The sequence below is a fragment of the Streptomyces kronopolitis genome (genome assembly GCF_050953795.1).
Lineage (GTDB): Bacteria > Actinomycetota > Actinomycetes > Streptomycetales > Streptomycetaceae > Streptomyces > Streptomyces kronopolitis_A.
Window position 1 is genome coordinate 6,936,739 of sequence record NZ_CP191850.1, and the last position, 13,552, is coordinate 6,950,290.

General features: G+C 69.8%; 13 protein-coding genes and 1 pseudogene. 3 read left to right on the forward strand and 11 right to left on the reverse strand.

The features are described 5' to 3' along the window. Window positions 1-73 precede the first annotated feature (73 nt). From ACQP17_RS30525 to ACQP17_RS30555, 7 genes and pseudogenes are all read right to left on the reverse strand, one after another. The gene (locus tag ACQP17_RS30525) at window positions 74-1,039 is read right to left on the reverse strand and encodes an oxidoreductase (protein ID WP_433860048.1); all 966 of its coding nucleotides are present in this window, start codon (window positions 1,037-1,039) and stop codon (window positions 74-76) included. Between the two features lie 584 nt (window positions 1,040-1,623). Then, on the reverse strand, window positions 1,624-2,757 hold the full coding sequence (locus ACQP17_RS30530) for an NAD(P)-binding domain-containing protein (protein WP_433859170.1): 1,134 nt from the start codon (window positions 2,755-2,757) through the stop codon (window positions 1,624-1,626). Window positions 2,758-2,936: 179 nt separating this feature from the next. Continuing rightward, window positions 2,937-4,142, reverse strand: coding sequence for an LLM class flavin-dependent oxidoreductase (locus tag ACQP17_RS30535; protein ID WP_433859171.1), 1,206 nt, complete (start codon window positions 4,140-4,142; stop codon window positions 2,937-2,939). 1 nt (window position 4,143) lies between these two features. Beyond that, a complete protein-coding gene (locus ACQP17_RS30540; RefSeq protein WP_433859172.1) occupies window positions 4,144-5,190 on the reverse strand; it encodes an ABC transporter substrate-binding protein in 1,047 nt (348 codons plus the stop codon). Window positions 5,191-5,375: 185 nt separating this feature from the next. Then, window positions 5,376-6,146: pseudogene (locus tag ACQP17_RS30545) on the reverse strand (ABC transporter ATP-binding protein); the annotation flags it as partial. Then, window positions 6,119-7,081, reverse strand: a complete 963-nt coding sequence (locus tag ACQP17_RS30550; RefSeq protein ID WP_433859173.1) for an ABC transporter permease — start codon at window positions 7,079-7,081, stop codon at window positions 6,119-6,121. The gene ACQP17_RS30550 and the pseudogene ACQP17_RS30545, both read right to left, overlap by 28 nt. A gap of 429 nt (window positions 7,082-7,510) precedes the next feature. Next, window positions 7,511-7,600, reverse strand: coding sequence for a putative leader peptide (locus ACQP17_RS30555; RefSeq protein ID WP_433859174.1), 90 nt, complete (start codon window positions 7,598-7,600; stop codon window positions 7,511-7,513). A gap of 145 nt (window positions 7,601-7,745) precedes the next feature. Here ACQP17_RS30555 and ACQP17_RS30560 point away from each other — a divergent pair, with 145 nt between their 5' ends. After that, window positions 7,746-8,168, forward strand: a complete 423-nt coding sequence (locus ACQP17_RS30560) for a secondary thiamine-phosphate synthase enzyme YjbQ (RefSeq protein WP_433859175.1) — start codon at window positions 7,746-7,748, stop codon at window positions 8,166-8,168. 170 nt (window positions 8,169-8,338) lie between these two features. Here the strand turns inward: ACQP17_RS30560 and ACQP17_RS30565 are convergent, their stop codons facing one another. Together ACQP17_RS30565 and ACQP17_RS30570 are read right to left on the reverse strand one after the other, a co-directional pair. Continuing rightward, window positions 8,339-8,896, reverse strand: a complete 558-nt coding sequence (locus ACQP17_RS30565) for a DUF3291 domain-containing protein (RefSeq protein WP_433859176.1) — start codon at window positions 8,894-8,896, stop codon at window positions 8,339-8,341. Window positions 8,897-9,674: 778 nt separating this feature from the next. Then, window positions 9,675-10,469: an SDR family NAD(P)-dependent oxidoreductase gene (locus ACQP17_RS30570; RefSeq protein ID WP_433859177.1), complete on the reverse strand. Its 795-nt coding sequence runs from the start codon at window positions 10,467-10,469 to the stop codon at window positions 9,675-9,677. A gap of 578 nt (window positions 10,470-11,047) precedes the next feature. Here ACQP17_RS30570 and ACQP17_RS30575 point away from each other — a divergent pair. Then, entirely contained in the window at window positions 11,048-11,233 is a 186-nt protein-coding gene (locus ACQP17_RS30575; protein ID WP_433860049.1) for a hypothetical protein, read from the forward strand. Window positions 11,234-11,522: 289 nt separating this feature from the next. Here ACQP17_RS30575 and ACQP17_RS30580 read toward each other — a convergent pair whose 3' ends face one another. Continuing rightward, window positions 11,523-11,789 carry a DUF4404 family protein gene (locus tag ACQP17_RS30580; protein WP_433859178.1) on the reverse strand — a complete coding sequence of 89 codons (267 nt, stop codon included), beginning with the start codon at window positions 11,787-11,789 and terminating at the stop codon, window positions 11,523-11,525. A gap of 209 nt (window positions 11,790-11,998) precedes the next feature. Here ACQP17_RS30580 and ACQP17_RS30585 point away from each other — a divergent pair, with 209 nt between their 5' ends. Continuing rightward, a complete protein-coding gene (locus ACQP17_RS30585) occupies window positions 11,999-12,469 on the forward strand; it encodes a pyridoxamine 5'-phosphate oxidase family protein (protein ID WP_433859179.1) in 471 nt (156 codons plus the stop codon). Window positions 12,470-13,148: 679 nt separating this feature from the next. Here ACQP17_RS30585 and ACQP17_RS30590 read toward each other — a convergent pair. Next, entirely contained in the window at window positions 13,149-13,520 is a 372-nt protein-coding gene (locus ACQP17_RS30590; protein WP_433859180.1) for a VOC family protein, read from the reverse strand. Window positions 13,521-13,552: the final 32 nt, after the last annotated feature.

Sequence of the window (13,552 nt, forward strand, 5' to 3'; positions counted from 1 at the left end):
GCGGCGGACTTCGTCGGTACAGCCCCCCGTCGCCGGCACCGGCAGGAAGCGCGGTGACACCCCAACTGCCTTGCTATGTAGGCTCGTTCGAGCCACCCCGTTCACTCGATCCGTTCACGTCGCCCAAGCCGTCGAGGCTGTCCAGGTCGGCGCGGGAGAGGCGCAGGGCGCCCGCGGCGATGTTCTCGGTCAGGTGGCCGGGGTCGGACGTGCCGGGGATCGCCAGTACGTGCGGGCCGCGGTGCAGCGTCCAGGCCAGCCGGATCTGCGCGGGTGTCGCGCCGTGTGCGCGGGCGACCGCGTGCAGCCGGTCGTCATGGGTGTCGGTGGCGGACGCCTCACGCCGCCGGCCCGAGATCGCGAAGAACGGTACGAACGCGATGTCCTGCCGACGGCAGAGGTCCAGCAGGCCGTTGGTGTCGGCGGTCCGCTGCTCCAGGCCGTACCAGTTCTGCACACAGACCACGGGCGCGATGGCCCGGGCCTCGGCGAGATGCCCGGGCGTGACGCTCGACAGGCCCAGGTGGCGGATGAGCCCGGCCTCTCGCAGCTCCGCCAGTGCGCCGAAGTGCTCGGCGATCGACGTGACACCGTTCCTGCGCAGGTTGACGACGTCGAGGTGGTCCCGTCCGAGCTGGCGCAGGTTCTCCTCGACCTGTCCGCGCAGTTGCTCGGGCCTGGCCATGGGCAGCCAGGCGCCGGACGGATCCCGTCCGGGCCCGACCTTGGTCACCAGGACCAGATGGTCGGGGTAGGGCGACAACGCCCGGTTGATCAGCTCGTTGGCGGAGCGCAGCGGGGAGAAGTAGAACGCGGCGGTGTCGATGTGGTTCACCCCGTGCTCGACCGCGCTCCGCAGCAGCCCGACCGCACGCTCCCGGTTGATCGGCGGGCCGTCCGAGCCCCCGCCCATCCCGTTGCCGGTCAACCGCAGCGCACCGAAACCGAGACGGTTCACCTCCAGGTCCCCGAGCTTCCAGGTACCCGCGCCCGCCGCGGCAACCGCCGCCGTACCCGCATCCGTCCCACCAGCCCGCAGTGATCCCACCGTGACGCACTCCCATGGTTTCTCCGGCCGGCCGGCCGGCCGCCACCGGCTCCGGCTTCGGTTCGGGAGTATGGCCGATGGCCACCACGGTGAGAAGGCGTACGGGGCGGGCGAAAGGTCACACCGGGGAGGGGAACTCGGCGGTGGGGCCCGGCCGTTGGAGAGGGTGGAGCGAGACGACGGGGGCTCCGGGCACGGGAGCCCCCGCACAGGAAGGCGCCGCCGCTCCAGGGACAGGGACGGCGGCGCCTCCATACGGGGTGGGTCAGACGAGCCACCCCACGATGTGAAGGACGCACGCGAGCAGGTTGGTGAGGATGTTCATGGGGGGCTTCTCCTTGACGTGTGGTGTGGGATCCAACTCGTCGTCCCGAAAAGGGATATCGACCGGAGGACGTCGGCTCACGGTCTGCAGCCCGCCGCCTGCGCCTCGTCAACAGTGACCGGCGCGGTAAGTCAATTGAAGGGCCCGCCTCTTCGATCATGTTTGCCCGGGAACGGGTGTTCCCGCACCCGGGTGTGGGCGGCTGCGGAGCCTGTTGCGGTGCCCCGGGGCGGCAGTGAGCCGCTCTCCCTCACGAGGCCAGACTTCCCACCAACTCCGCCTCACTGACGTCGGGTTGACGGGACCCGTCGAGCAGCCACCGGATGTCGCGGACCGCGGTGCGCCCCGCGCGGTTGGCGCCGATCGTGCTCGCCGAGGGGCCGTACCCGACGAGGTGCACCCGCGCATCACGCAGGGTGCGGGTGCCGTCCATCCGGATGCCGCCGCCCGGCTCGCGCAGCCGCAGCGGGGCGAGATGGTCCAGCGCCGCGCGAAAGCCCGTGGCGTACAGGATCACATCGGCCTCGACCGTACGGCCGTCGGCCCAGGCCACCCCGTCGGACGTGAGGCGCGCGAAGAGCGGCTGCCGGACCAGCACGCCGCTTTCCCTGGCCTGCCGCAGCGCCTCGGTCATCGGCAGCCCCGTCACACTCACCACGCTCTGCGGCGGCAGCCCCTGCCGTACCCGCTCCGCCACGAGGGCGACCGCGGCCCGGCCCTGCTCCTCGCCGAACGGCCCCTCCCGGAACACCGGCGGCCGACGGGTCACCCAGGTCGTGGCGGCCGCGACCGGGGCCAGCTCCAGCAGCTGCTGCACGGCCGACGTCCCGCCGCCCACGACCACGACCCGCGCACCGCGGAAGTCCTCCGGCCCCGTGTACTGCGCGCTGTGCAGCTGACGGCCGGCGAAGACCTCCTGGCCCGGAATCCGGGGCCAGAACGGCCGGTCCCAGGTCCCGGTCGCATTGATCAGCGCCCGTGGCGCGTACGTGCCCTCGGACGTCTCGACCAGCAGCCGCCCGCCGTCGCCCGTACCGCCGTCGCCCGTCCGCACCGCCGACACGCTCACCGGCCGGTGCACCCGCAGCCCGAAGGTCTCCTCGTAGCGTGCGAAGTACCCGCCGATCACCTCGGCAGACGGGCGCCGCGGGTCGGCGCCGGTCAGCTCCATGCCCGGTAGCGCGTGCATCCCGTGCACCTTGTCGTACGTGAGCGTGGGCCACCGGAACTGCCAGGCCCCGCCGGGGCGCGGAGAGTGATCGAGCACGACGAAGTCCCGGTCCGGCGCCCAGCCGGCCCGCCGCAGATGGAAGGCCGCGGCCAGGCCGGCCTGCCCGGCCCCGATCACCACGACCTCGACGTCCCGCACCCCGGAGTAGTTCATGTTTCATCCAACCCGGGAGGCGGCGGATGTCTTCCCGGCCCGCCGGACGCATCTCCGGCCCGGCGGACCACGGCCCGGACGCCGCCCGCGCCGACCTGACAGGCCCGCGTGGGGCGCGGCGGTCACCGCCACCACGCCCCACACCACCCATCACCCCTCCACGTCCCGCGCCTCCCCGCTCAGCGGCCGCCCGCGACCAGCAGGGGCGCGCCACCCGGCGCGGACGCCGGGCGGCCGTGCGCGGCGGGCACCCCGTCGAGCGGCGAGCGCCCGGCCTCCAGCAGCCCGCGGGCCGCCAGCTCCGGCCGTACGCCCTCCCCGAACCAGTACGCCTCCTCCAGATGCGGATAGCCGGAGAGCACGAAGTGCTCGACGCCCAGTGCGTGGTACTCCTCGATCCGGTCGGCGACCTCGGCATGGCTGCCGACCAGCGCCGTCCCGGCCCCGCCGCGCACCAGGCCGACGCCCGCCCACAGATTGGGCGAGATCTCCAGCCTGTCCCGCGACCCGCCGTGCAGCGCCAGCATCCGCAGCTGTCCCACCGACTCGCTCCGGCCCAGCGCCTGCTGCGCGGACGCGATCGTCTCCGGGTCGAGATCGTCGAGCAGCCGGCCGGCGGTCGCCCAGGCATCCTTCGACGAGTCCCGCGAGATGGTGTGCAACCGGATGCCGAACCGGACCGTACGCCCCTCCTTCTCCGCCAGCCCCCGAATCCAGTCGATCTTCCGCCGGACCTGCTCGGGCGGCTCCCCCCAGGTGAGGTAGACATCCACGTTCCGGGCGGCGACCGGGCCCGCGGCGGGGGAGGAGCCGCCGAAGAAGATCTGCGGCAGCGGATCCGGCGGCAGCGCCGTCAGGCCACCCTCGATCTGGAAGTGCTCGCCGCGGAAGTCGAACGGCTCGCCGCCCCACACCCCGCGTACGACCTGCAGGAATTCATCCGTGCGGGAATAGCGCCGGTCATGGTCGAGCGTGTCGCCGAACCGCCGCTGCTCGGTCGAGTCCCCACCGGTCACCACGTTCAGCAGCAACCGCCCCCGCGAGATCCGCTGGTACGTCGCGGCCATCTGCGCCGCCAGCACCGGCGAGATCACCCCGGGCCGGAACGCGACGAGGAACTTCAGCCGCTCCGTCACCTGGGTCAGCGCCACCGTCGTCAGCCAGGCGTCCTCGCACCAGGTACCGGTCGGCGTGAGTACCGCCTCGAACCCCAACTGCTCAGCGGCTTTGGCTATTTGGGCGAGGTAATCGATGTCCGGGGCCCGGACCCCGCTCACCGGAGTGATGCGGTCGCGCCGGATTCCTCCGTCGGTGTAGGCGTGCCGGTCGACGAGCGTCCGCCCGTCGCCGCCGGTCGGCAAAAACCAGTGCAGGTGTACGGACATCTCAGTGCGCCTTTCCGTAGGTGTGCGGTGCCGTGCTCGAAGGCGGCAGGTCACCGTTGAAGCGCGGGTCGACGAAGTCCCCGAAGCGGAAGGACCGCGGAATGAGCTTCTGCGCCGCGAACGCGTCCACGATCCGCTGTTCGGAGGCGATCGCGGGCTTGTCCACGGCGACCGCCACCGCCGTGCCCCGGGTGCGCCGGACCGCTTCCAGCGCCGCCTTCCGCGGCAGCCCGGTCTCCTTCGCCCAGGCCTTCGCGAAGCCGTCGGGGTGCGTGAACACCCAGCGCTGCGCCCGCCGCAGCCGGCCGGTGTAGTCCTTCAGGGCCGCGGACTTCTTCTTGTCGTCGAGCGCGGCCGGCGCGGCGACCTGGAAGCCCAGCCCGTTGACCACGCCCTGCCCGGTCGCCAGCACCCGGGCCCCGGCCCGGTCCAGCGCCTGCGAGGTGTACGGGTCCCACACCGCCCAGGCGTCCACCTTCCCCCGGGTGAACGCTGCGAGCGCGTCCGCCGGCTGGAGGTAGCTGAGCGTGACGTCCTCGGGCGTCAGCCCCACCTTCTTCAGCTGCGCGATGAGCTGGTAGTGCGCGGAGCTGCCCTGGGCGACGGCGATGGTCTTGCCCTTGAGCTGCGCCGACCGTCGGAGCGGGGAGCCCTTCCGTACCAGGATCGCCTCGCCGTCCGACCTGCTGTGCGTCGCGGCGACCACCTTGATCTTCGATTGCGCCGCCGCGGCGAACACGGGCGGGGTGTTGCCGACCGCGCCGACATCCACCGCCCCCGCATTGATCGCCTCCAGCAGCGGCGGTCCCGAGGTGAACGTCGACCACTTGATCTTGTACGGAAGGTCGTCCAGCTCCCCCGCGGCCCGCAGCAGCGCCTCCGAACCCCCCTTCTGGTCACCGACGTTGAGCGTCAGCGATCCCTTGCCGTCCGTACCGCTGCCGGTGCCGCCCCCGGCTCCCTGGGCCCGCGGCGCACCCCCGCAGCCGGCCGGCAACAGGGCGAGCGGAAGCAGCAGCGCGGCCGGGCCGAGGTGGTGTGCTCTCATGGCGTGTCCGTTTCGTTCTGGGGGTGGTGCGGGGTGGCGGGGACGGGAACCGGGCCGGGGGCGGGGACGGTTGAGGCGGCCGGGCGTCGCCCGGTGACGGTGACGGTCTCGGCTCCGGTGTCGGCGCCGGCGTCAGTGGTTGTGGTTGCCTGGGTGGCAGTACGAGCACGGAGGTCGGTGACGTCGGCCTCTTCCGCGCCCTCCACCCCGAGATGGTCGAGCAGTCGGGCGCGCAGCGCACCGAAGCGCGGATCGGAGACCTCGCGCGGCCTCGCCAGATCCACCGTGGCCTCGTACGCGATCCGCCCGTCCTCCATCACCAGCACCCGGTCGGCGAGCAGCAACGCCTCCTCCACGTCATGGGTCACCAGCAGCACCGCGCAGCCGCGCTCCTGCCACAACTCCGCCACCAGCCGCTGGGCCTTGAGCCGGGTCAGTGCGTCAAGGGCCCCGAACGGCTCGTCGAGCAGCAACAGATCCGGCTCCCGCACCAGCGCACGGGCGAGCGACGCGCGCTGTGCCTCACCACCCGAGAGCGTCTTGGGCCAGGCGTCCGCCCGATGGCCGAGCCCGACCTCCACCAACGCCCGCACAGCGTCCGCGCGTTGCGGACGCCCCGGCAGCCCCAGCAGCACATTGCGCCAGACCCGCTTCCAGGGCATCAACCGCGGCGCCTGGAACGCCACGGCCTTACGGCGCGGCACCCGCACCTCGCCCGTGATCTCCCGGTCGAGTCCCGCCAGTACCCGCAGCAGGGTCGACTTTCCGCAGCCGCTGCGCCCGAGCAACGCCACGAACTCACCGGGCCGGACGGACAGCTCCAGACCGTCGATGACCACCCGGTCACCGAACGCCCGCACCAGCCCGTCCACCTCCACGGCGGCACCGGAGCCCGCGGGGCGCGGACGCTCCCGGTCGTCGATCCCGGTCACTGGCCGGTGAACGTCGGTCGCCATTGCAGCAGCAGCCTTTCGAGAGTACGGATGAGGAGGTCGGCGAGCAGCCCGAGGAGCGCGTACACCACCAGGCACACCACGATCACGTCGGTGCGGAAGAACTCCCGGGCCTGATTCATCAAAAAGCCCAACCCGTCATCGGCGTTGATCTGCTCGCCGAAGACCAGCGCGAGCCATGCGGTGGCCAGCGAGTAGCGCAGCCCGGTCAGGGCGCCCGGTAGCGCACCGGGCAGCACGACATGCCGGATCAGACCCCAGCGGTTCAGTCCGAGCGAGTTCCCCGCCTCGACCAACTGCGCGTCCACGCCACGGATCCCGGCATGCACGTTCAGATACAGATGGAACGCCACCCCGAGCGAGATCAACGCGATCTTGGGTGCCTCGCCGATGCCCAGCCAGATGATGAACAGCGGAATCACCCCCACCCACGGGATGGCCCGCAACATCTGCACGGTGGCGTCGACCAGGTCCTCCCCGAGCCGCGAAAGCCCCGACACCAGCGCCAACACCACACCTGTCACCCCGCCCAACAGCAGCCCGACAGCCACCCGTTGGACAGAAACCCACATCGCCGAGGGCAACGTGCCGTCCGAGACCAAATCACCGGCGGTCGCCGCGATGGTGCCGGGCGACGCGAGAGTGCCGGCCGCCAGCACCCCACTCGCACTCAACACCTGCCACAACACCACCAGCGCCACCGGCCCGGCCGCACGCCGCACCCACCTCGGCACCGACCACCGCCGCCGGACCTCCGGCACCACCCGAACAAGCTCAACCCCCTCGCCCGGCCCACCGACCGCACGGTCCTCCTCACCACCCGCCGACACCTCCGGCGGCTCCCTCCACTCCTCCGAACTCTCCAAGAGGGCGGGCGACGACGGGGGATCGGCTATATCGGGCGGCACATGGCCGCGCACGGCTTGCTCAACAGTCATGAATGCTCCACGGACGAGGGAGGGGAAGGGAAGATCAGGAGAGAGGCGAGGGAGGAAGGGAAATCGGCGCTCTGAACCGCGAAGGAAGCGGGAATGCCCAACAGACCAGCGAGATCAAAGTCATGGGGAAGGGGAAACAGGCCACAAAGACGCGCACGCGATACGCATTCGCGAGCCACGCACGCGATACGCCTACATGAGACACCACGAAGATGCGCAACGCTCCGGAAGGACGCCTACGCACACAACCCGACGTCGCGAGCCCCGCAACGCCACGCCATTCCCGAGCTACAAAACCTCGGGTCGCCTGGGTTCCCTGGGTCCCCATCCCGCCGGAACCGAACCCCTCACGACCACGAACCCCTCACGCGCCAGGCCCGGCATTCGCAGCCCGCATCCCGCACGCCACATCCCGCATCTGCGGTGGCGTCAGCACCGGCCGCCGCGGCGACACGCGGCAGAGGACACCCGCACCAGGTCGATATGACCGCGCGTGGTGAGCAGGGCTGAGGTAGACATGCCGATGAACGTAGCTGCGCCGTCCAAGAGGGGTCAATCATCATCTCGGCTGGTGGATCCTTATTGCCGCAGCATGGCGGCAACATTGCGGAAGGCGCCCGTGGGGCTGGCGACGAGGACACGCCGCCCATAGGAAAATGAGGGCATGACCACCGCATTCACCACCCGCACCCTGGAAATCACCACCGGCACCACCGAGGCCGTCGCCGACCTCACCACCGACTGCGCCACATTCCTCCAGGAAGCGGCAGACGGCCGCGACGGCCTGCTGAACATCTTCGTCCCGCACGCCACGGCCGGTATCGCCCTACTGGAAACCGGCGCCGGGAGTGACGAAGACCTCCTGGCCGCCCTCCACGACCTCCTGCCCGCCGACAACCGCTGGCGCCACCGCCACGGCAGCCCCGGCCACGGCCGCGACCACGTCCTGCCCGCCCTCGTCCCACCCCACGCCACCCTCCCCGTCGTATCGGGCCGCCTCGCACTGGGCACCTGGCAGTCGATCTGCCTCATCGACACGAACGTGGATAATCCGCACCGGCAGGTGCGGTTGAGTTTCCTGGGCTGATCAAGAACGCCCTGGGGTGGTCGCTAGCCGAATATCTGCACCGCCTGCCGTCGTGCCGGCAGAAGGATCCGGCCACACGCAGGCCAAGCGCGGGTCGCTCCAGTCCACACTCTCCGCTGATTCGGTCCCCAGATTCCGCAGGTTCAGGTTTCCTGGTCAGCGGTCAGCGGTCAGCAAACCTGGTCGCTCTTCGGCCCAATGCCTGCGGTCCTGGTCGGAGTTCCGTCCGGGGCGAACGAGTGGTGGAAGGTGAAGGCGTGCGGCGTGGACCCCTGGTTGTGGAGGTGCTCCAGCCTGGAAACCCCGTCCTGCCAGGTGGGTATCGCGTCGTCGGAGGCCCACCAGCACACGTAAACCGGGTGTTCTGTCCTTTCGAACCAGTCGTAACGCCTGTTCAGCGCCGCTCGGTGCAGGCCGGTGTAGATGGCGTCGAAGGCGGTGCCCAGGTCGGTCCAGAGTGAGAGGGTCGCGGCCAGAGCGGTGGTTTCCGCAGTGCGGCCTTTCCCGTACCAGGCCGGAACAGCAAACTCTCCCCACTCACCCCAACCCGCGTCGAACAGCGTCCCTCGGCTGTGGTCTACCGGTTCAGCATGAGCGACATATCCGGGGCGCCGGCCGATCTCCCGGTAGACGTCCTCACCGCTGTCGTAGAACTCCTGCGTAAGGCGTCCTGGATCGGCGAGAGGTGCCTTCAGGACGCCGAATGTGTACAGAGCAAGATGGGGCATGCGTCTCTCCCTGGTTGAGGGTGCCCGGCGTGGACCCGTTTCGGTGGCTGAGGCATGGAGACGAGGGTTCGTGGGGCGTGACCGCCTTCTTCCGTCGCGGGCGACCCAGTTTGAAGGATCCCCTGTCCGACCGTGGACGACCACCGAAGACCAGGTGAAGGTAGCTGCCCCTGCGAGCCATGTCGAAGTTGCGATTTCCCCGTCCCAATGGCCTCTTGCGCAGGTCCTTGCGGACGCTGGAGTGGTGGCGCTGCCTGCCACCGTGGGATTCCGCTCGTCCCCGCAAATGCCGAGAAGTAGCCATCGGCAATGCCGCTCAAGCCGGTGCGCGGGGGCGACGGCGGCGTTGTCGGCGTCGACCGGGTTGGGTCACGGAGCGCCTGGGGCCAATGTCAAGCCACAGTTGTGGTAACTCGTCTGGGAAGCCTCACGGGACGGCTCATCCACCAGGGTGGTGGACGAGCCGTGGAGTGGTGGGAGGGAGGGACCAAGGCTTCGGTGCTGGTTCGGCGATGCGGGCTTGGAGGTCGACGACGCGCCCGCCCTGGAAGCGCAGGTGCAGGCGGGGGGCCTTGAGTCGCTCGTCGAGGGTGTAGATGTCGGTGATGAGTCGACGGCCGCGCTGTTTGAGCGTGCCTTCTCGGAGACGATCTGTTGGATTGGCGCGCCCTCGGCATACTCATACTCAGCTTCAAGCCACGGCCCTCCCTCCCCCGACGGGGACGCAGGCGCATGCAGGGACGTACTGTCCCGGGGCGTCCCCCCCAAGGATGTACCGCTAGGGCAGAATGGAGTCGATGTAGCCGCCGTCCACCCGTACGGCGCCGCCCGTTGTGGCCGAGGCCATGGGGGAGCTGAGGTAGACCGCCATGTTCGCGATCTCCTCGGGTTCGATCAGTCGCTGCAGCAGGGACTGCGGTCGGTGCTGGAGCATGAACTGTCGCTGTGCCTCCTCCCAGGGGAGATCCGTGCCGACGAGTTCATGGACGAAGTCCTCGACGCCGCCGGTGTGTGTGGGCCCGGCGACAAGGGAATTGACGGTGACTCCGCTTCCCGCCGCGTCCTTGGCGAAGCCACGAGTGACGCTGAGCAGCGCGGTCTTGGACATGCCGTAGTGGATCATCTCGACGGGAGTGACCACGGCTGAGTCGCTGGCGAGATTCAGGACCCGTCCCCAGGAACGCTCCTTCATACGGGGCAGGTACGCGCGGATCATCTTGACCGCCGACAGCACGTTCACCTCGAAGTAGCGGCGCCACTCATCGTCGCTGATCTCCAGTGCCGGTTGGGATCCGAAGATGCCCATGTTGTTGACGAGGATGTCGACGTCCGGAGCGGCCTCGAGGACGCGGCGGAATCCGTCATCCGTGGTGATGTCGCCTTCGGCGGGGAGGAAGCTGTCACTGCCCGTCTGCTCCCGGAGCCTGGCGACGGCCGACTCGACGGACTCCCGGCTGCGCCCGTTGATGGCCACCTGCGCGCCGGCGCGGGCCAGGCCGGCGGCGATGGCGAAGCCGATGCCTTGCGTGGAACCGGTGACGAGAGCGGTCCGGCCGGAGAGGTCGATGTGCACGTGTCTCCTCCTCAATGAGCGAACGGGGGCCTTCCTGACCGCCGCGTCGTGGTACTCCGCGTTCCCCGTGTCCGCCAGCACCTGGGCCCGCCGCGAAAAAGCAGCTCGGTGATCCCCCACGGCCAGTCCGGAAGCGAGCTCTCACTCTCCCGGCGCCGCCCGTCAGGCGTGGCCACGCTTGATCGCTGAGGCCCGGTCACATGCTACTGACGGATGCGGATTGCGGCGCGAAACAGTGCGGGTGATGGTGCAACCGGATGAAGCCGGAGACCGGCGCTGACGGCACTGCGCGAGGGCTCGTGCGTAGCGGTGTTCATACCGTGGACGTTGACCTCGTATCGCAGTCTCCGGCACGCCGCGTTGCGGGCGGGCACGATCCGGGCGCCGGTTTCCAGATCAATCGAGTGCTCCCTGACGTTCTTGGGGCAAGCGCCGGGCCGCATCCGAGGTATGGACGCGGCCCGCCGCGTCCGCGACCTGATCGAGGCCCTGCTCCCCACCGGCCGCTGCTCCCTCGACCGGGTCGCCCAGCAATACGTCGGCAGCTGGCCCCGCCCCTGACCCAGGTCGCCGAACTGCTGGGCTTCTCCGCCCCCAGCGCCTTCTCCCGCTGGTTCCGCGATGAGTTCGGCACCAGCCCGACGGCCTGGCGAGCGGCTGGGGGAAGGCTGGGTGAAGGGGCGCGGGAGGGGGTGGCCGGCCCGCCGCGCACGTATTGGCCAGGTCTGCACAGCCGACGAGCGGCCGAATGCGTCCTCTGGTGACGCCAGTTGTCACCGACTACCGCGTGGTTGCCCTAACTGGATTTCGCGGACATCGATGCGGACACCAACGTCGCCCCCAACCGTCAATCGCCGTGAGCTTCCTGGGCCGAGCAAGAGCGTCTTGGAGGTGGCCGCGAAGCCACGGATCCGATCACGCGGCCCGAGCTGCGCCCGTAGCTGCCTGATGAGCGAAAGCTGCTCTCACGTACGGCCATGACCGCCCCTAAGACCTCGACGAAGGCCACTGGCGAGAAATCAGGCGCTCCATGCCGAGTGTCTGGCTTGTGGCTCAGATGCCCATGTTCGCGAGGGCCAGCGCGATGTTCCGCAAGGTCGTGGCGAGACGGGGATGGTCGATCTCGAACCGTTCGACGGTCAGGTTCACGCCGTGCGCCAGGTTGTTGTCCGTCGTCGTCGCCGTCTCCACTGCGATCTCTGCGTCGATCTGCTGGATCAGGTCCCTGAGATGGTCGCGCTCCTCCGGAGAAAGCGGCGGGTTCTGCTCCAGCTGTCCCCGCAGGGTTGTCAGCTGCTCTTGGAGTTCGCGGGTCGACACGGTGGATCATCCTCTGGCGGTAGACGGGCGCCCATGATTCCTGGCGCAAATATGATCATGACGCCCATACCGGGGAGGCGCCAAGGGCGGAATCAAGCCACGAGTGCTGGGCTCTTTGAGTACGGCGCCAGTACGAGGACGACCATCCGCCGTGAGACCTAGTTCCGCTGCCGGATGTGACCGAGCGGCTCCCGCCGTAGCCTCCTCACATGACGGCGATGGACTCTCACCCCGGCGGGCCCCGTAGTCCGGAGCAGCGTAAGCGCGAGGCACTGGAACGGCTTGCGCGGGACAACGACGTGTGGGTCGCCACAGCCGACGCCACCGGGGAACCGTGCCTCGTTCCGTTGGCCTTCTGGTGGGATGGCGAGACGGTGTGGCTGGCCACCCGCGACACCAACCCGACCGGGCGCAATCTGTGTGCCTCGGGTCGGGTCCGGCTCAGCTTCGGCCACAGCCGGGACGTGGTCCTGGTCCACGGCACCGCGCGCACGGTGACCCGCGAGGAGCTTCCGGCCGAGGTGGGCGACGCGTTCGCCGCCAAGGACGGTTGGGACCCTCGCAAGGACCACCCCTCGTACGTCTTCTTCCAGGTAACCCCACAAGTGACGCAGGCGTGGGGCACGGTTCGTGAGATGTCCGGACGGACCCTGATGCGCGACGGGAAGTGGCTGGTCTGAACGAAGTCGCCGGTCGAACTCGGTTCCTGCTCGCTCGGCTCGGACCCTACCGGCTGAGCACACGGCTCTCAGGCGGGTGGTTCCGAACGCCAAGACGGGTTCCGGCTCCGCAGTTGTGAGCCGGCATGGCCGGCCATCGACATACCGGACTGTCCGCCGAAGAAGCCGCGCAGCTGGCCACGGCGCCGGCCGAAGAGCTGCGCTCCCTCCCGGTGGTGGCGGAGGGCCGATTCTCCGGCCCAGGGGGGCGACCTATGCCTTCTCCAAGCAGGCCAATCTGCTGGGCGTGAAGGCCGCGAGCTCCAGCTGGGGCGCATGGCACGCCCGGATCAACTCCGTGAGTCCCGGAGCGATCGCCACCCCCATGGGGTAGGCGGAACTCGCCGGCGAACACGGGGACACCATGCGCGAGTTGATCGTCGCCTCCAACGCCAAGCGGCCGGAAGCGCGGCCGACATCACCGAAGCCGTCGCCTACCTCGTCGGCCCTCGGCAAGCTTCATCTCCGGCACCGATCTGCTCTTGGACGGCGGCGTCACGGCGCTCGCCGCCGGGTGGCCCGGCTGACGTCACCGGGCCGGCCGGCGCGCCTCACTCCTCGTGCCGGCCCGACGTGCCGCTTGTCGTGCGAGGGTGTCGGCCGTCCTCCGGTGGCCGGATGCCGGTGGCGACGGTTTCGATCAGCCTCCGTGTGCGGTGAGGGTGTATCCCTCCGGGCCTTCGAAGGAGAACATCGGCCCGAAGGGGCTGTCCGTCATCGGCGTGAGGATCTTGATGCCGGCGGCGACGAGCTGGTCGTGGAGCTGATGCGCGTGGGGAGTTCGGAACCAGAGCACCATGCCGAGGCCCGGTCGTGGGACATCGGCGAGGTCGACGCCCGGGAGGAGCTCACGGACGGCGAACGGAATCGGCTGGGTGTCGAACACGACCGCGTGCGGAGGTGAGACCGCGGCTCGGCGGAGCCCCAGGTGCTGCTCGCAGAAGGCGGCCGCGGCTTCCACGTCGTGGACCTGCAGGGCGGCGAAGTCGGGACCGTCGATGGCAACAGGCATGAGTTTCCCCCTCGATGTCAGGACTTTGACAT

What these genes read in the sequence shown, in the direction of transcription:
- ACQP17_RS30530 (WP_433859170.1), bottom strand. Translation starts at nt 2,757, where the DNA reads ATGAACTACTCCGGGGTGCGGGACGTCGAGGTCGTGGTGATCGGGGCC.
- ACQP17_RS30535 (WP_433859171.1), bottom strand. Translation starts at nt 4,142, where the DNA reads ATGTCCGTACACCTGCACTGGTTTTTGCCGACCGGCGGCGACGGGCGG.
- ACQP17_RS30540 (WP_433859172.1), bottom strand. Translation starts at nt 5,190, where the DNA reads ATGAGAGCACACCACCTCGGCCCGGCCGCGCTGCTGCTTCCGCTCGCC.
- ACQP17_RS30550 (WP_433859173.1), bottom strand. Translation starts at nt 7,081, where the DNA reads ATGACTGTTGAGCAAGCCGTGCGCGGCCATGTGCCGCCCGATATAGCC.
- ACQP17_RS30555 (WP_433859174.1), bottom strand. Translation starts at nt 7,600, where the DNA reads ATGTCTACCTCAGCCCTGCTCACCACGCGCGGTCATATCGACCTGGTG.
- ACQP17_RS30560 (WP_433859175.1), top strand. Translation starts at nt 7,746, where the DNA reads ATGACCACCGCATTCACCACCCGCACCCTGGAAATCACCACCGGCACC.
- ACQP17_RS30565 (WP_433859176.1), bottom strand. Translation starts at nt 8,896, where the DNA reads ATGCCCCATCTTGCTCTGTACACATTCGGCGTCCTGAAGGCACCTCTC.
- ACQP17_RS30585 (WP_433859179.1), top strand. Translation starts at nt 11,999, where the DNA reads ATGACGGCGATGGACTCTCACCCCGGCGGGCCCCGTAGTCCGGAGCAG.
- ACQP17_RS30590 (WP_433859180.1), bottom strand. Translation starts at nt 13,520, where the DNA reads ATGCCTGTTGCCATCGACGGTCCCGACTTCGCCGCCCTGCAGGTCCAC.